Source organism: Gordonia sp. NPDC057258, from assembly GCF_042668985.1.
In the GTDB taxonomy this organism is placed as follows: Bacteria; Actinomycetota; Actinomycetes; order Mycobacteriales; family Mycobacteriaceae; genus Gordonia; species Gordonia hongkongensis.
In genome coordinates, this window is sequence record NZ_JBHUXZ010000028.1 from 40716 (window position 1) to 57607 (window position 16892).

Consider the following 16892-nt stretch of genomic DNA (forward strand, 5'->3'; position numbering starts at 1 on the left):
AGAGCGGCGTCAGCGCAGTGAATACCGGATCGGCAGGTGTTTGAGACCGCCGACGAACACTGTTGCGGCCAGTTCGGGCGTCCCGGCCAGTTCGATGGAGTCGAGCCGCGGGATCAGTTCGGCGAAGAAGCTCCGCATCTCCATCCGGGCCAGAGCGGCGCCGAGACAGAAGTGGACGCCGTACCCGAACGACAGGTGCTTGTTGGGGAAGCGGCCGATGTCGAAGGTGAACGGGTCGTCGAAGACCTCCTCGTCCCGATTGCCCGATGTGTAGGCGAGATAGACGGATTCGCCCTTGGCGATGGGCACACCTCGCACCGAGGTGTCCTCGGCAGCGGTGCGCATGAACTCCTTGACCGGTGTGGTCCACCGGATCATCTCCTCGACCGCGGTCCCCAAGAGTTCGGGCTCGCGTCGAAGTCGTTCGAGTTCACCGGGGTTCTCGATCAGCGCCCGCAGACCGCCGGAGATGGCGTCCTTGGTGGTGTCGTGCCCGGCGCTGGCCACGATCACGTAGTACGACGCGGTGTCGACGTCGGACAGGGGCTCGCCGTCGATGAGGCCGTTGGCGATTGCGGACGCCAGGTCGTCTGTGGGGTGGGCGCGTCGTGATGCGGTGAGTTCGCTGAAGTACGCGAAGAAGTCGAGCAGCGTCGTCATCCGCTCCTCGAGCGTTGCGCCGCGCCGGTACTCGACGTCGTCGGCGCCGAACAGTTCCTGTGTGAGCTGGTGCATCCGAGGGAAGTCCTCCTCGGGGAGGCCCAACAGCGACAGGATCACGTACAGCGGGAAGCCGACCGCGACCTCCTCGACGAAGTCGCACTCGGGTCCGATGTCGCGCATCCTGTCGACGTAGCGCTTCGCGAGCTCGTCGACGCGGGTCTGCAAGTCGCGTAGGGCTTTCGGACGGAACCAGTCGGCGCCGATCGCGCGGACCTTGCGGTGGTGCGGGTCGTCCATGTGGATCAGGGTGCGCAGTCCGGCACCGGACTCCAGCTGAGCACGTGCCACATCGTCGGCGGCGGCGGTGGTCAACACCGGACGCGGTTCGCTGAGCCAAAGGTTGTTGTCGCGCTCGATGTCCATGATGTCGGCGTGCTTGGTGATCGCGAAGAACGGCCGGTAGGGGCCGTGGTCGACACGCGGTACCGGATTGTGTGCCCGCAGGTGGGCCATCGCGGCGTGCAGTCGCGGCTCGTCGGCGTAGGCCTTGGCGTCGGCGAAGACGTTGGCGGCGTCGTCGGTCATGCTCGTGTCCACGCTGCTTGTCGGCACCGTTGTCCTTCCGTCGAGGGTCGATCGCTGTCGAGTGTCCGGTATCGGCGGGTTTCAGACCGGCGTATTGGGGAACCCGGTCGCCCATCCGAGATGAGGCAGGCACCGAATGGCCGGCATGAGCACCCCTTCCGAATCAGGCGAGGACGCGGCTGCGACGGCTCGATGCGACGGCGCGACGACGGCCGACGCCACCGGTGACTATCTGCCGATCGCCGACCACGGTGTCATCGGGGACCTGCGTACCGCGGCCGTCGTGGGAGTCGACGGGCGGATCGACTGGTTCTGTTGTCCGCGGTTCGACTCGCCGAGTGTGTTCGGTTCGTTGCTCGACGCCCGCCGCGGCGGTGCCTGGACCGTGGAACCCATCGACGGAGAGGTCACCACGCGGCAGTTCTACCTCCCCGACTCCAACGTGCTCGTCACCCGCTTCCTGAGCGAGGACGGTGTCGCCGAGGTCCAGGACCTCATGCCGATCGCGCGCCCGCACGATCCCGACCATCGCACGCGGATCATCCGTCGGGTCTCCTGCGTGCGCGGCTCCGTGGAGTTCCGCGTGACGGTTGCGCCGCGGTTCGATTACGGGCGCCAGGCGCACACCGTCGTCGTCGAGGACGAACGCCGACTCCGTTTCGAGACCGACGATCTGGTGTTGCATCTCGCGTCGACGGTCGATGTCGACACCGTCGACGACCGGGATGCACAGGCCCACTTCACCGTCGAGACCGGTCAGTGCGTGACGTTCGTCCTCGCCCCCGACCCCATCGGGTCCGACATGCTCGACCACGACAGTTCTCCCGCGGTCGTCGCCGCGACGGTCGCATTCTGGCAGGACTGGGTCTCGCGCTCCTCCTACACGGGCCGGTGGCGGGAGATGGTGCACCGGTCGGCGCTCACGCTCAAACTGCTGACGCACGAACCGTCGGGGGCGGTGGTGTCCGCGGTGACCGCCGCGCTTCCCGAAGAGATCGGCGGCGAACGGAACTGGGATTACCGCTACGTGTGGATCCGCGATGCCGCCTTCACGCTCTACGCGCTACTGCGGCTGGGTTTCACCGACGAGGCGGGCGCGTTCATGGACTGGCTGACCTGCCGGTTCGACGACGGCGCCGATGAAGCGGGAGATCTGGGACCGCTGCGGTTGATGTACACCGTCGATGGGGATCCGCCGCCGAAGGAGACCGAACTCGACCACTGGGAGGGTTACCGGCAGACCTCGCCGGTGTTGGTCGGAAACGCCGCCGCCGACCAGCTCCAGCTGGACATCTACGGCGAGCTCATCGACTCGGTGTACCTGTACAACAAGTACGGACCGGGGATCTCCTTCGGGTCCTGGACGCATCTGTGCACGGTGGCGGGATGGCTCGTCGACAACTGGGATCGTCCGGACCAGAGCATCTGGGAGGTGCGGAGCAAGCCGCAGGACTACGTCTACTCGCGAGTGATGTCGTGGGTGGCCCTCGAGCGGATGATCCGGATGAGTCGGCAGCGCGGTCTACCGGGCGACGTCGCCGGGTGGATGAAGGCCCGCGACGACATCTTCCTGCAGATCATGGAGCGGGGCTGGAACGACGACGTGGGGGCCTTCGTCCAGACGCTCGACTCCGATCGGCTCGACGCCGCGCTGTTGCTCATCCCCGCCGTGAAGTTGCTGTCGCCCACCGACGACCGATTCGTCCGCACCCTCGAGCGGATCGAGGAGGAACTCGTGAGCGACTCCCTGGTGTTCCGGTACGACACCGACGGTGGCCACGACGGCCTCGACGGAGCCGAGGGAACGTTCTCGCTGTGCTCGTTCTGGTACGTCGAGGCGCTCACCCGGGTCGGCCGCCTGGCCGACGCCCGTCTGGCGCTGGAGAAGATGTTCACCCACGCCAATCACCTCGGTCTGTACGCCGAGCAGGTCGGCCTGACCGGTGAACAGCTCGGCAACATGCCGCAGGCGTTCACTCACCTCGCCCTCATCAGCGCGGCCATCAACCTCGACCGGCGCCTTGGCGACTAGGCGCGAAGCGCCGCGCTCAGATCCAGCCGGACCCGCCGCACAGGTCGTCGGCGGCCGCGGGGCCGGTCGATCCAGCCGCATACGGTTGCGGCGCCGGCGGATTCGCCAGCACCGGTGCGGCCACCTCCCACACATGCGCGAGGCCGTCGGGTCGGGTGAACAGCGACCGATCGCCGCGCAGCACGTCGACGATGAGTCGGGCATAGGGCGACAGGCCGTCGGCCACCTTGTCGAGCTGTTCGGTCATGTGGGCGACGGAGAGGTCGGTGCCCGAACCGGGTTCCTTGACGGTGACCGCCAGATCGATGGCACCATCGCCGGCCAGATCGAAGGTCAGCACGGTGCCGTCCTCAGGGGTATCGGTCAGCGGACCGTCGGCGGGGGAGCGGAACACGAGGCTGAGTCGCTGGGAGCTGTGGTCGAGCATCTTGCCGGTCCGCAGCAGGAACGGGACGCCGTGCCAGCGGTTGGTGTCGACCCACAGGCGGACTGCCGCGAACGTCTCGGTGGTGGAGTCCGCGGGGATGCCGTCGGTGTCGCGGTACCCCTCGTACTGGCCGAAGACCACCTCGGTGGGGTCCAGCGGCCGGAACGCCGCGATGACCGACTCCCGCGCGTCGAGCAGGTCGTCGGCGCCGAGCGACACCGGGGGTTCCATCGCGACTTCGGCCGCCACCTGGAACAGGTGGGTGACGATCATGTCCAGGAATGCGCCGGTGGCGTCGTAGAAGGCGGCGCGGTCGGCGATGTCGAGGGTCTCCGGGACGTCGATCTGGACTTCTGCCACGTGTTCGCGGTTCCACACCCCCGAGAACAACCCGTTGGCAAAACGGAGGACGTGAAGGTTCTGGGTGCTCTCCTTCCCCAGAAAGTGGTCGATCCGGTAGATCTGCTTCTCGTCCAGGGATTCGTGGACCGCCTTGTCGAGAGTCCGGAAGCCGTCGGGGGACGTACCGAACGGCTTCTCGTAGACGACTCGGGATCCCTTCGCAAGATCGTGCGCGGCAATGGCTTTCGTGTAGTCGACGAAGGTGGTCGGTGGGAGGGCCAGATAGTGGACCAGTTGAGCACCGTCGCCGACGGCGTCACGGGCCGCGTCGATCACCTCTGGCAGACGGCCGGGGTCGTCGACGGTGAACCCGCCGCCGGCGAAGCGGATGGTCTCGGCGAACGCTTCCCATTCGTCCGATGACACCGACCCGTCCGGACCGAACTCCTCGATCGCGTCCTTCACATGTTGCCGGAATTCATCGTCGGTCCGGTCGCCGCGTCCGTTGCCGATCAGCTGCCATCCGTCGGGGAGCAGGTCTCGCCGGTGGAGTTCGTACAGCGACGGCAGGACCATCCGCTTGGCGAGGTCGCCCGTCGACCCGAAGAGGATGAAGATCACCGGCCCGGTGGAGTTGTCTGTGGTCACTCAATCCATATTGCGCGAACAGATGTGCAGAGTGCGGGATGTGTGCTGGATTCCGTTACCGATCGCGCACTGTGGACGTCAGCGGATCCCTGCGCCGCCGGCCAAGTCTAGTCCTGCGGAGGTCCTGGCAGGGGGAGCGCAGATACCACGGCAGGGCGTAACGCGACGGGAACGACGTACCTGTCGCCCTCGAGCGTCAGCCAGCCTTCTTCGATGTACAACTCGAGCCGACGATGGATTGCCTCGACGAGGAACTCGCTGAGTCCGAGTTTGGGGACCCAGGCGTTGATCTCGGCGATACTCAGCGGTGAATCGCCGAGTCCGCTAATGACCACGCCGATCAAGGACGACGAGAAGTCGATGTCGGGGTTGTATTCCCGAGGAAAGCCGGACCGAACCCATGCGGTGAGACCCACCCGCAGCACGTCGATCCGGGGCTCGTCCCGCCACAGATGGGCGGCGCGCCCGGGACGTGCGCTCGAGGTATTGGCTTCGACGATATCGAGGGCCTGGGCAAAGCCCCACAGGTGATGTAACGACGCGACGTCGCTCATGCTCTTGACGTGAGCGGGGAAGTCGATGTCGAGTCGGCGGGCGAGGTCGCGGGCCTCGGCCGGTTTGAGCCACCGACTCTGCGTGGTGGGGCGGTGCGGACCCAGCCAGTCCAACAGCTCGGTGACCCGCCGGACGGGCTGTGTGTCCAGGAGGGCAGCGCGTTCGGTGGCCTCGTCGACTTCCTCGATTGTCGTGGTCCGTAACTCGAGCCCGGAGGCAAGGGCAAACTGCTCGGCGGCATAGGCCGATACGGATTCGGTGCTGAGCCACATGCCGGTCTCGACCAGGTAGCGGCGCAGCGTCTCGATCGCGATGGCGAGCGGTTTGGCGTCCTGCTGCTGGTTCGACTCGATGTGGTTGAGCATCGACACCATGGTGTCGACGTCGTCGGTAGTCCAGGAGAGCGGATCGAAACCGGGGTTCGTCTGCCCGACGGCGTCGAGCACGATGAACGCGTACGCCCCGATGTGGGTGACAGCTTCCTCGTCGCCGGGGAAGACCTCATCGCGGAGCCACGACTTGAATGATTCGGGAGCAACGTGTCGCCTTGCTGTGCCGAAAAGCGGTACCACGTTGGAGTGGTTGCCACTGCCGGAGTCGTGTTTGCGCTTACGTTGGGCGCGGCGCTTCTTCTTGTCGCGTGAAAGCTGTGACATCGGGCTCAAGAATAGGCGCCCGACTTGTGCGTCGTTCAATACTGCGGATCGGTTTGTCGCGTTCCGGAGAGTCTGTGGCGTCGGGTCCCGAGCCTGGACGGCTGTGAGGGCGGGGGATCGCCAACCCCCGACATCCTGGAGCAAGTGGTCTATGTCACAGAAACTTCAGGCTTGAGCGGAATGCACTCAACTATGTTGGCGTTGTAGACCGCGTATGGCTCATACTTGAGCCTGTTGGACTTAAGAGAAAGGTGCACGCGAGTGGACAGCTTCACCCCCACCACCAAGACGCAGCAAGCATTGAGTTCTGCTGTGCAGGCGGCGGCCAGTGCTGGCAACCCCGACGTGCGACCGGCCCACATCCTCGTGGCACTGCTCAATCAGTCCGACGGCATCGCGTCGCCGCTGCTCAAGGCAGTGGGCGTGGACCCGTCGAGCGTTCGTGCGCAGGCCCAGGCTCTGGTCGATCGCATGCCGACGGTGTCCGGCGCCAGCTCGACGCCTCAACTATCCCGCGAATCGATCGCGGCCGTCACCGCAGCTCAGCAGCTGGCCGGTGAGCTCGACGACGAGTACGTCTCGACCGAGCACGTCGTCGTCGGCCTGGCGACCGGTGACTCCGACGTCGCCAAACTGCTGCACAACCTCGGTGCGACACCGCAGGCTCTGCGCGAGGCGTTCGTCGCCGTGCGCGGCAGCGCACGGGTCACCTCCGAGGATCCCGAATCGACCTACCAGGCTCTCGAGAAGTACTCGACCGACCTGACCGCGGCCGCCCGCGAGGGCAAGCTCGACCCGGTCATCGGCCGCGACACCGAGATCCGGCGCGTCGTGCAGGTGCTCAGCCGGCGGACCAAGAACAACCCGGTCCTCATCGGTGAGCCCGGCGTCGGCAAGACCGCCATCGTCGAAGGTCTCGCGCAACGCATCGTCGCCGGCGACGTGCCGGAGTCGTTGCGCAACAAGACCGTCATCTCCCTCGACATGGGTTCGATGGTCGCCGGCGCGAAGTACCGTGGCGAGTTCGAGGAGCGGCTCAAGGCCGTGCTCGACGAGATCAAGGGTTCGGCCGGACAGGTCATCACCTTCATCGACGAGCTGCACACGATCGTCGGAGCCGGTGCGACAGGCGATTCCGCGATGGACGCCGGCAACATGATCAAGCCGATGCTCGCCCGTGGTGAGCTGCGGCTGGTCGGTGCCACCACCCTCGAGGAGTACCGCAAGTACATCGAGAAGGACGCCGCACTAGAGCGTCGCTTCCAGCAGGTGTACGTCGGCGAGCCGTCGGTCGAAGACGCCATCGGCATCCTCCGCGGCCTGAAGGACCGGTACGAGGTGCACCACGGCGTGCGCATCACCGACTCCGCATTGGTCGCTGCCGCATCGCTTTCCGATCGCTACATCACCTCGCGGTTCCTGCCCGACAAGGCCATCGACCTCGTCGACGAGGCCGCGTCGCGGTTGCGGATGGAGATCGACTCGCGCCCCGTCGAGATCGACGAGGTCGAGCGGATCGTCCGCCGTCTCGAGGTCGAGGAGGTCGCCTTGCAGAAGGAGACCGACGCGGCGTCGAAGGAGCGGCTCGAGAAGCTCCGCGCCGAGCTGGCCGACCAGAAGGAGAAGCTCAACGAGCTCTCCGCCCGGTGGCAGTCGGAGAAGACCGCGATCGACGCGGTCCGAGACCTCAAGGAGGAGCTGGAAAGGCTTCGCGGCGAGGCTGATCGCGCGGAGCGCGACGGTGATCTCGGACGCGCCGCCGAGCTGCGGTACGGTCGCGTCCCCGGACTGGAGAAGGAGCTCGAGGCCGCGATCGAGAAGACCGGCACGGATCCTTCTCAGGACGTGATGCTGCAGGAGGAGGTCGGACCCGACGACGTGGCCCAGGTCGTGTCGGCGTGGACCGGAATCCCGGCCGGACGCATGCTCGAAGGCGAGACCGCCAAGCTGCTGCGCATGGAAGAGGAACTGGGACACCGGGTCATCGGTCAGAAGGATGCGGTGCAGGCGGTGTCCGACGCGGTGCGTCGTGCCCGCGCCGGTGTCGCGGACCCGAACCGGCCGCTCGGCTCGTTCATGTTCCTCGGCCCCACCGGTGTCGGTAAGACCGAGCTGGCCAAGGCGCTCGCCGAGTTCCTGTTCGACGACGAGCGGGCGATGGTCCGCATCGACATGAGCGAGTACGGCGAGAAGCACAGCGTGGCAAGGCTCGTCGGTGCTCCGCCCGGTTACGTCGGGTACGAGGCCGGCGGCCAGCTGACCGAGGCGGTGAGGCGTCGTCCGTACACGGTGGTCCTGTTCGACGAGATCGAGAAGGCTCACCCGGACGTGTTCGACGTGCTGCTGCAGGTACTGGACGAAGGTCGACTGACCGACGGTCAGGGCCGGACGGTGGACTTCCGCAACACCATCCTGATCCTCACCTCGAACCTCGGTGCGGGGGGCGACAAGGATCACGTCATGATGGCGGTGCGGTCGGCGTTCAAGCCGGAGTTCATCAACCGTCTCGACGACGTGGTGATCTTCGACGCCCTGAGCCCGGAGGAACTGGTGTCGATCGTCGACATCCAGCTCGACCAGCTCAAGAAGCGCCTCGCGCAGCGTCGCCTCGACCTCGAGGTGTCGACCAAGGCCAAGGAATGGCTGGGCGCACGCGGATTCGACCCGCTGTACGGTGCTCGCCCGCTGCGCCGCCTGGTGCAGCAGGCCATCGGTGACCAGCTCGCCAAGCAGCTGCTCGCCGGCGACATCCGCGACGGTGACGTCGTGCCGGTCAACGTCAGTGCCGACGGAGAGTCGTTGGTACTGGGCTGAGTTCGTGACTGACAAGTGAATGACAAAGGGACCCATCCTTCGGGATGGGTCCCTTTGTCTGCGCCGGCTACGGATGTGGGAAGCGGTCGAGGTTGTCCTCTACCCACAGGCGCAGTGCGTCCAGCGGCCCGGCGGCGTCCACCCCGAGTTCCGTCAGTTCGTATTCGACGTGCAGCGGGACCGCCGGATAGACGGTGCGGGTGAGCATCCCGGCTGTCTCCAACCGACGCAGAGTCGCCGTGAGGACTTTGGGGCTGATCCCGTCCAGCCGCACGCGGAGCTCTCCGAACCGCATCGGTCTATCGCGTAGGGCGCCGATGACCAGGGCGCTCCACTTGTCGGCGAGAAGGTCGAGCATCCCTCGGCAGGGACACGACGCAGAGTAGGCGTCTCCGCGATGGGACGGCAGTGACATGGCGCTGGCCTCGATGCTTTCTATTGGATACTAGGAGCCCTTGCGGGTAACTGGGGTCGTGGGGATACCTTAGCGCCATGACACGAGAGATGACAGCCCTGGTCGCGGTCGCTGCGAACTCCGTCGAGGACCCGAGCGCGTTCGCCGAGACGACAATGCCGGTGCCGGCCCCCCGTCCGCACGATCTCCTCGTCGAGGTCCGCGCGGTCTCGGTCAACCCGGTGGACACCAAAGTGCGTGCAGGCCTGCGTGACTCCGATCCGCCGCGTGTTCTGGGATTCGACGCGGCGGGGATTGTCGTCGGGATCGGCGACGAGGTGTCGAGGTTTGCCGTCGGGGACGAGGTCTACTACGCCGGTTCGATCGATCGGCCGGGAACGAATGCCGAGTTCCATCTTGTCGATGAGCGGATCGTCAGGCGCAAACCGTCGTCCCTCGACTTCGGCGCGGCTGCCGCACTGCCGTTGACCACGATCACTGCCTGGGAGTCGTTGTTCGAGAAGCTGCGGGTCGATTCCGCGGACTCGGGAACGATCGTCGTGGTGGCGGGTGCCGGGGGCGTCGGCTCGATGGTCATTCAGTTGTCCCGGACCCTGACTGATCTCACCGTGATCGCAACCGCGTCACGGCCTGAGTCGCAGGAATGGGCGCGAGGACTCGGTGCCCACCACGTCGTCGACCCGAGACGCCTGCGCGAGGACGTGCGGGCATACGCTCCGCGCGGTGTGGACTACATCTTCTCGCCCCACTCGGACGGAAATGTCGAGTCCTATGCCGACATCATGGGTGTACACGGTCAGGTCGTCGCCATTGACGAGCCCGAAGGTCTCGATACCCTCCCGCTGAAGCAGAAGAGCCAGAGTTGGCATTGGGAGTTGATGTTCTCCAAGCCGTTGTTCGCACCGGAAGACGACTCACAACACGAGATCCTCGGCCGGGTCGCCGAACTCGTCGACGCCGGCAAGATTCGCAGCACTGTCAACCGTGAACTGGCTGGTTTCACGATCGAGAATCTTCGTACAGCGCACCGAGTCTCCGAATCCGGAGGGGCGATCGGCAAGGTGGTCCTCACGCGCTGACCACCGCGGATGAGCCGGCGAACTTCACGAGGTGGCGAGTAACTCCATGAGGTGTGCTTCGACGAGGGAGGGCCGGGGCGTGCGTGGTCCGGGTCGGGGTGGTCGGACGTCGATGACGTGGCTGGTTTTCAGCCATGAGCGGCGCGCGTCATGTGGGCGTGGCTCGTCGCCGGACGTGGTGCGTCCGTGGATCTCTCGCCGCACCTGTGCCAGGTGGGCCTGCAACCGCTTGGGTATGTCGGGTCGGCGGTTGATGTATTCGGGGTTGGGCGGTGCGCCGGGTTCGACGTTGAGTCGCCAGGCGCAGCGGCCTTCGTCTGGCCCGGACCGGACGATCCGGGTGGTGTACTGGCCGGGTTGGTCGCCGACCATGCGGTTGTGGCGGGGACAGGCCGGTGCGAGGTCATCGATGTCGGTGAGTCCGCCCTTGGCCCAGTCTCGTTCGGCGTGATGAAGCTCGACCTGGGTGGCGGGCTGATCGCACCCGGGAGCCGAGCACACCTCGCCGTCGGGTCGGGCGAAGGAGACCAGGCGTTGTTCGCGGGTGGCGAGGCGTTTGCCCCGTCCGAAGTGCAGGGGGACGGTGGTGGCGTCTTTGAAGATCGCGAGCCAGGGTTGCATGTCGGCGGCCATCGCGATCAAGTCCCGGATGGGCAGCAGGGTTCCGGTGGCGGTGGTGGCGAGTCCGGCTTCGCGGGTCAGGTCGGAGAGGTCGGCTTTGATGATCAGTTGCACGGGCAGGCCTCGGTGCGAGGTTCCCAGTGTTCCGTCGGCGAAGCCTGCGGCCAGTGCGGCGTCGAGGGCGTCGTGATTGGTCTGGGCGAGAGTGCGGCCGTCGCGGTCGGCTGCCGAGGCCAGGGCGTCGGGGTCGGCGGTGCCGGCCGGTCCGCGAGGCGACTGCGGGTCGTCGGGGTTGTTGAGTCCGGGTTTGCCCCAGACGGCGAACATCATCGTCAGCCGGGCGACGAGTTCGGGTGTCAGGGTGCCCGATATCTTGGCGGTGCCGTCGGCGCGTTGCCGACCGATCCACAGGCCGCGGCGTCGTTTCTGGTCGGTGTCGTCGGCCAGGGTGCCGTCGGGGTCGAGATGGGCGAGCAGCCGCGCGCCGAGCCGGGTGATCTCGGCAGGCGTGTGGGCTTCGGCGATTTCGGCCATCTGTCGTTCAGCGGCGACCTTGATGTCGTGGTCGATGGTGCCCGGGATGCGGTCGAGGACGTCCAATGCGGCCTGGACGTGCGCGGTGCCGACCGTGCCTTGTGCGAACGCTTCGGCGAGACAGGGGTATTCGGGTGGGAGGACCTCGCCGCCGAGGCTGGTCCGGTGGGCGGTGGCGTCCATATGCTTACGGCGGCGCATCGGGTTCGACACTCGTAGCCGGTGGGTCATGAACTGCATCAGGGTGCGGCAGCCGGCCTTGCGTGGCAGGTCGCGGGCGACGGCCTGATCGATCTGCCGGTCCCCGGCGACGGTCAGACGAGCGATGGCGCGTTCGGTCTCCGCGGCCACCTCAGCGAGTTCGGCATCGGTACACGGCGACAGATCCACGGTCTGCAATTTGTCGAGGGTGCGGTGGAGATCGGCCACCAACTCAACGGCACGCGGTTGCGGCGCTGTCGAGTCGCCACCGACGTGTGCGGTGCTGGGCATGACGGTCACCTCCTCCGAGAACCGTTGCTGCGAATGTAGGTTCGAGTGTACACCAATCCAGACGTGCGGCAAGGCCAAACATACTGCTGTGCAATGCTATTCGTTGATGTCGACTTGTCGGTGTCGTGTGGTAGGGGCCTCGGACGGAAGCTCTTCCCGCGATTCACACGGCGACCTGTACGACAGGACCACCGCCCGTTGCTCAGCGCACGACCTCCCGGTGCCCGGCGTCAAGACGGCGGGTCCAACCGCGGGCGTCGAGGTACTCCAGTAGCGGAATGACCACGCGCCGAGTGGTTCCGAGCGCCTGACGAGCGGCGCTGGTGGTGAACGGCTGATCGAGCGAGGCGAGGATGCGCATCGCCAGGGCGGGGGCGGTCGGCAACAGCACGACACCGTCGCGCAAACGGAGAATTCGGCCCGTGCGCTCGGCGGCGGCGAGTTCTCGGGCGCCCAAGCCGAGTGCGGTGAGGTCATCGGCCTCGGGTGCACGGAACGGGTGGTCGGCGAGCCGGCGCTCCAGTGCGCTGACCGCGTCGTCGGCATCACCCAGGGAGGGCTTGTGACCCGGGATTGCCAGGTGCCCGTCGGACGATGACAGCCCGGCTTCCGAGATGACGGTCGCCAGCAGCGTCGTGTCCGGGAGCCCGAGCAGCGCGGGTGCGCCGGCCGCAGAGAGCCCGGCCGACAACGGGTCTCGTTGATGTAGTTCGCGGACGGCGGCGTGAAGCCGTTCCGCCCAGGCGGTGAGGGAGGTTTCGGCGACCCACCACTCGCCGATCACTCGTACGCCGTGGGGAGCGGGCTCGGCGTCGTCGACCAGGCCGAGTCGCGTCAGATCGGTGACGCGCATCGCGCCACGCCGATGCACTTCTTCGGCGGCCCCGGCGCCGTCGGACATGGCCGCCAGCGAGGCAGCGCGCCGTGTTGCGTCGCCGCGCCGGGTCAGCGCCGGGGGATCGGGGTGCAGCACGACGCCACCGCCAACAATCCGTTGGCCGGGATCCCGGAGCACCACCCGATCGCCCCGCGACATCGGCACGGCACGGGCGAGGGTCACACGCGCGTGGTCGCCGTCGAAGGGGCGCAACCGAACCGGTAGCGCCGCTGTGCCGATGTGTGCGACGAGGTGTTCCGGTGCCTCCTCGAAGGACATGCCGCTCACGCGCCGGACATCGGCGACTGCGGAGGTGTGCCAGGCTCCGGGCGTCACGAGTGCGTCGCCGCGCGAGACGTCGTCGACGCCGACGCCGCGCAGATTGATCGCGACTCGGCTGACCGGGCCGGCGCTGGTGAGAGTTGCACCCTCGCTCTGCAATCCACGGACATCGAGTCGCCGGCGGCCGTCAACCGTGAGCAGGTCCAGGGTGTCGCCGACCGAGATGGTCCCGGCGGATAGGGTGCCGGTGACGACGGTGCCGGCGCCGGTGCGGGTGAAGACCCGGTCGATCCAGAACCGGACACGCCCCGAGGTCGACGGCGGTGATGTCCCGGCCAAGACGGCGTCGAGCCGTGTGCGCAGTTCGTCGATTCCGACGCGATCGGGCGCCGACACCACGACCGCCGGCGCATCGGAAAGGCCGGTGCGGCTGAGGCGATCACGCGACAGATCGATCACTTCACGAACGCGGTCGGGCGAGGCCCGGTCGGCTCGGGTGATGACCAGCAGCCCGTACTCGATGCCGAGGGCGGCGACGGCATCACGGTGGTCGTCGGACTGGGCGCTCCATCCCTCGTCCGCGGCGACGACGAACAGGACGACGGGCGCCGGGCCCAGGCCGGCCAGCATGTTCGGGATGAACCGCTCGTGGCCGGGGACGTCGACGAAGGCCACGTCGGCACCGGAAGGCAGTGTGGTCCAGGCGAAACCGAGGTCGATCGTCAGCCCGCGGCGTCGTTCCTCCTCCCATCGGTCCGGCTCGATCCCGGTCAGAGCACGCACCAGTGTGGACTTCCCGTGGTCCACGTGTCCGGCGGTGGCCACCACGTACTTCACGAGCGCGACTTCACGACGCGCCCAGAGCCTGTCGGATCGCGGCGAGTACCCGCACGTCGTCGGCTTCGGGAACGCAGCGCAGGTCCACCAGACACGCGTCGTCGTGAACGCGGGGTAGGACGGCCGGATCGCCGACGCGTAGGCGGGCGGCCGTTGCGACCGGAAGCCGCACCGCCCACCCCGGCAGCGGCACGCCGGGTGCGCCACCGCCACCCACCCGTCCGTCATGGGCGACGATCGGGAATCCGACTGCCGTGCCCAGGGATTCGGTACGCACGCGAAGTCTGTCGGGATCGGCGTGGAGGTATTCCCAGACGGGGGGTCGTGGCCCGCCGACGGTTGCCTCCATCGCAGCCAGTGCCAGCTTGTCCGCGCGAACGGCCCGTGCGAGTGGGTGTTTCGCGAGACGCTGAACGAGCGCTCCATCGCCGAGGAGGAGTCCGGCCTGTGGTCCGCCCAGGAGTTTGTCGCCGCTGGCGATGACGAGGTCGGCGCCGGATTCGAGTGTCGTGGTGGCGTCGGGTTCGTCGGGCAGCAGCGGGTCGGGTTGCAGGAGTCCGCTGCCGATGTCGGCGACGACGGGCACGCCGTGCGCCCGGGCGAGGCCGCGCAGCTCGGAGAGCGATGTCTCGCTGGTGAAGCCCTCGACCCGGAAGTTGCTCGGATGCACCTTGAGAATTGCTCCGACGTCGTCGTCGGTGAGGGCGTCGGCGTAGTCGCGTGCGTGGGTGCGGTTGGTGGTGCCGACCTCGTGTAACCGGGCGCCTGTCGACGCGATCAGTTCGGTGAGCCGGAAACCTGCGCCGATCTCGATCATCTCGCCACGACTGATGACGACTGCACGCCCGGCCGCCAGCGCGGTCGTCGCCAGTACCAATGCGGCCGCACCGTTGTTGACCATCAGCGCGTCTTCCGCTGCGGGACAGGCTCGTAGGAGAGCGCTGCGGGTGGCCGCCCCGCGCTTCGACCGGGTGCCGGACTCGAGATCGAGTTCCACGTCGACGTAACCCGACGCCGCGCCGACGGCGTCGAGCGCCGCGGGTGACAGCGGTGCCCGCCCGAGGTTCGTGTGCACGACGACCCCGGTGGCGTTGAGCACGGGGCGGATCGACGAGGCATACGACGCGCTGACCGATTCCACGACGATCCGCTCGACGTCATCCGGTGGCGTCTCGCCGCGGCGGGCCGCGTCCTGGGCCTGGCGAATGATGTCGCGAATCGCTGTGTCGCCCAGTCGTGCACGCGCCGCGGACACCGCGGGCAGGGCCAACAGTGCGTCGGTTCGCGGAATTCGACGGCGCGGATCGGTGACGGGGGGCTTCGACACGGCTCCTCGCTTCGCTCGTCACCGGCTCAGCCGGCGGGGGGTGGGCTCTCGCTTCGCTCGTCTCCGGCTCAGCCGGCGGGGGTGGCTCTCGCTTCGCTCGTCACCGGCTCAGCCGGCGGGGGTGGCTCTCGCTTCGCTCGTCACCGGCTCAGCCGGCGGGGGTCACGGTCGACCCCCCTGGCGGAGGCGGACGGGAATCGAACCCGCCAGGCCGAGATACTCGACCTCCTCGGTTTTGAAGACCGGGGAGCCCACCAGGACCCATACGCCTCCACGCGGTCCCAACCTATCCGACGTGCGGCCGGGTCAGTCCTGCCGGTGCGGCCAGTTGCCCTCGGTGATGAGTTCCTCGAAGTGGCGGATCAACTTCGGGTTGAGATCGTCATCGACGGCACGCTCAAAATCGCCGTCCCACTTCGCAAACCACTCCTCGTCGCGCTTCATCAGGAAGATGGGCCAGCCGTGGGTGATATCGAGTTCGTCGGCGTACAGGTCGGTCGACCCGTCCTCCCGCATGTACCAGTAGTGGTGACCGGATTCCCAGAACGCCTGCAGCTCGCCGGCCGTGACGTAGTACTCGCCGTCTGCTTGCCTCATGAGCCCGATGGTAGCGATCGCCGGAGGACAGCATCGGAGATTACCGGAGGGCTACCCTCGACACGGTGACCGTGCGAAGCGAGACACCCATCCGACTGACCGGCTACGCCCACGGTGGTGGATGCGCGTGCAAGATCCCGCCGGGCGAGCTCGAGCAGGCGGTCGCGGGACTCACCGGCCAGGTCGGCGACGACATCATCGTCGGACTCGACGACGGCGACGACGCCGCGGCAGTGCGTATCCGCGACGACGTCGCGGTGCTCTCCACCGCCGACTTCTTCACCCCGGTCGTCGACGATCCGTACGACTGGGGCCGCATCGCCGCGGCCAACGCGCTGTCGGACATCTATGCCATGGGCGGCACCCCCGTCGTCGCCATCAACCTGGTCGGCTGGCCGCGGGAGGTGCTGCCGATGGAGCTGATGACCGAGGTGCTGCGCGGCGGTCTCGACGTCGGGGCGCAGGCCGCCTGTCCGGTGATCGGCGGGCACACCATCGACGATCCGGAACCGAAGTACGGCATGGCGGTGACAGGGGTGGCCGAACCCGGCCGGTTGTTGCGCAACGACGCGGCCGAGCCGGGGCTGCCGATCACCCTGACCAAACCGATCGGGGTCGGACTGTTGAACAACCGGCACAAGCAGACCGGCGAGGTGTTCGACGAGGCGATCGCCCTGATGACGACGCTCAATCGCGATGCGTCGAGCGCCGCGGTCGCGGCCGGCGTCCGCGCGGCGACCGACGTGACCGGCTTCGGCCTGCTCGGGCATCTGCACAAACTGTGCCGCGCGTCGGGGGTCGGCGCGGTAGTCGACCGCGCTTCGGTGCCCGCGGTCGACGGGGCGGCGCAGGCACTTCGGGACGGTTTCGTGTCCGGGGGTACCCGCCGCAATCTCGACTGGGTGCGTCCGCACCTCACGGTCGGTTCCGGTGTCGCCGAGGACGACCTGCTGTTCCTCGCGGACGCACAGACCTCGGGCGGGCTGCTCGTGGTCGGCGAGGTCCCGGGCTACCCGGTGATCGGCGAGACGGTGGCGGGCTTCGGGATCACGGTGCGCTGACCCTTCGTGGCTCGTCGCTTGCGCTCCTCGCACCTCAGGGAGCAGGGG

The 16892-nt window shown here is 67.4% G+C and carries 12 protein-coding genes and 1 tRNA gene; 4 read left to right on the forward strand and 9 right to left on the reverse strand.

The window, feature by feature from the left end; all coding sequences use genetic code 11:
- Window positions 1-9: 9 nt before the first annotated feature.
- Window positions 10-1248 (reverse strand): cytochrome P450, encoded by a 1239-nt coding sequence (locus ACFUEJ_RS17905; RefSeq protein ID WP_388030914.1) that lies wholly within the window; start codon window positions 1246-1248, stop codon window positions 10-12.
- 136 nt (window positions 1249-1384) lie between these two features.
- Between ACFUEJ_RS17905 and ACFUEJ_RS17910 the strand changes: the two genes are divergently transcribed.
- The gene (locus tag ACFUEJ_RS17910) at window positions 1385-3280 is read left to right on the forward strand and encodes a glycoside hydrolase family 15 protein (protein ID WP_388030917.1); all 1896 of its coding nucleotides are present in this window, start codon (window positions 1385-1387) and stop codon (window positions 3278-3280) included.
- A gap of 16 nt (window positions 3281-3296) precedes the next feature.
- Here ACFUEJ_RS17910 and ACFUEJ_RS17915 read toward each other — a convergent pair whose 3' ends face one another.
- Window positions 3297-4697, reverse strand: coding sequence for a glucose-6-phosphate dehydrogenase (NADP(+)) (locus ACFUEJ_RS17915; RefSeq protein ID WP_068970185.1), 1401 nt, complete (start codon window positions 4695-4697; stop codon window positions 3297-3299).
- A 107-nt stretch (window positions 4698-4804) separates the two neighbouring features.
- Window positions 4805-5908, reverse strand: coding sequence for a hypothetical protein (locus ACFUEJ_RS17920; RefSeq protein WP_068970186.1), 1104 nt, complete (start codon window positions 5906-5908; stop codon window positions 4805-4807).
- A gap of 261 nt (window positions 5909-6169) precedes the next feature.
- Between ACFUEJ_RS17920 and clpB the strand changes: the two genes are divergently transcribed.
- Window positions 6170-8722, forward strand: coding sequence for an ATP-dependent chaperone ClpB (clpB, locus tag ACFUEJ_RS17925; RefSeq protein ID WP_388030921.1), 2553 nt, complete (start codon window positions 6170-6172; stop codon window positions 8720-8722).
- A gap of 67 nt (window positions 8723-8789) precedes the next feature.
- Here clpB and ACFUEJ_RS17930 read toward each other — a convergent pair whose 3' ends face one another.
- On the reverse strand, window positions 8790-9080 hold the full coding sequence (locus tag ACFUEJ_RS17930) for a helix-turn-helix domain-containing protein (protein ID WP_139115427.1): 291 nt from the start codon (window positions 9078-9080) through the stop codon (window positions 8790-8792).
- A 134-nt stretch (window positions 9081-9214) separates the two neighbouring features.
- On the opposite strand from ACFUEJ_RS17930, the gene ACFUEJ_RS17935 reads away from it, so the two are divergent.
- The gene (locus tag ACFUEJ_RS17935; RefSeq protein ID WP_388030924.1) at window positions 9215-10216 is read left to right on the forward strand and encodes a zinc-binding alcohol dehydrogenase family protein; all 1002 of its coding nucleotides are present in this window, start codon (window positions 9215-9217) and stop codon (window positions 10214-10216) included.
- Window positions 10217-10240: 24 nt separating this feature from the next.
- Here ACFUEJ_RS17935 and ACFUEJ_RS17940 read toward each other — a convergent pair whose 3' ends face one another.
- The 5 genes from ACFUEJ_RS17940 to ACFUEJ_RS17960 form a co-directional block, all read right to left on the reverse strand.
- A complete protein-coding gene (locus ACFUEJ_RS17940; RefSeq protein ID WP_205333958.1) occupies window positions 10241-11863 on the reverse strand; it encodes an HNH endonuclease signature motif containing protein in 1623 nt (540 codons plus the stop codon).
- A gap of 202 nt (window positions 11864-12065) precedes the next feature.
- The gene (gene selB / locus ACFUEJ_RS17945; RefSeq protein ID WP_068971197.1) at window positions 12066-13859 is read right to left on the reverse strand and encodes a selenocysteine-specific translation elongation factor; all 1794 of its coding nucleotides are present in this window, start codon (window positions 13857-13859) and stop codon (window positions 12066-12068) included.
- 10 nt (window positions 13860-13869) lie between these two features.
- Window positions 13870-15186: an L-seryl-tRNA(Sec) selenium transferase gene (selA, locus tag ACFUEJ_RS17950; protein ID WP_068971196.1), complete on the reverse strand. Its 1317-nt coding sequence runs from the start codon at window positions 15184-15186 to the stop codon at window positions 13870-13872.
- A 178-nt stretch (window positions 15187-15364) separates the two neighbouring features.
- Window positions 15365-15459, reverse strand: a tRNA-Sec gene (locus ACFUEJ_RS17955).
- A 33-nt stretch (window positions 15460-15492) separates the two neighbouring features.
- Window positions 15493-15783, reverse strand: coding sequence for a hypothetical protein (locus tag ACFUEJ_RS17960; protein WP_137810378.1), 291 nt, complete (start codon window positions 15781-15783; stop codon window positions 15493-15495).
- 71 nt (window positions 15784-15854) lie between these two features.
- Between ACFUEJ_RS17960 and selD the strand changes: the two genes are divergently transcribed.
- Complete coding sequence (gene selD / locus ACFUEJ_RS17965; RefSeq protein WP_374100851.1) at window positions 15855-16844, forward strand: selenide, water dikinase SelD; 990 nt, start codon at window positions 15855-15857, stop codon at window positions 16842-16844.
- The last annotated feature ends 48 nt before the right edge of the window (window positions 16845-16892 follow it).

Excerpts from the sequence above, each read along its gene's own strand:
- ACFUEJ_RS17905 (WP_388030914.1), bottom strand. The coding sequence starts at position 1,248 with ATGACCGACGACGCCGCCAACGTCTTCGCCGACGCCAAGGCCTACGCC.
- ACFUEJ_RS17910 (WP_388030917.1), top strand. The coding sequence starts at position 1,385 with ATGGCCGGCATGAGCACCCCTTCCGAATCAGGCGAGGACGCGGCTGCG.
- ACFUEJ_RS17920 (WP_068970186.1), bottom strand. The coding sequence starts at position 5,908 with ATGTCACAGCTTTCACGCGACAAGAAGAAGCGCCGCGCCCAACGTAAG.
- ACFUEJ_RS17930 (WP_139115427.1), bottom strand. The coding sequence starts at position 9,080 with ATGCTCGACCTTCTCGCCGACAAGTGGAGCGCCCTGGTCATCGGCGCC.
- ACFUEJ_RS17935 (WP_388030924.1), top strand. The coding sequence starts at position 9,215 with ATGACACGAGAGATGACAGCCCTGGTCGCGGTCGCTGCGAACTCCGTC.
- ACFUEJ_RS17940 (WP_205333958.1), bottom strand. The coding sequence starts at position 11,863 with ATGCCCAGCACCGCACACGTCGGTGGCGACTCGACAGCGCCGCAACCG.
- ACFUEJ_RS17960 (WP_137810378.1), bottom strand. The coding sequence starts at position 15,783 with ATGAGGCAAGCAGACGGCGAGTACTACGTCACGGCCGGCGAGCTGCAG.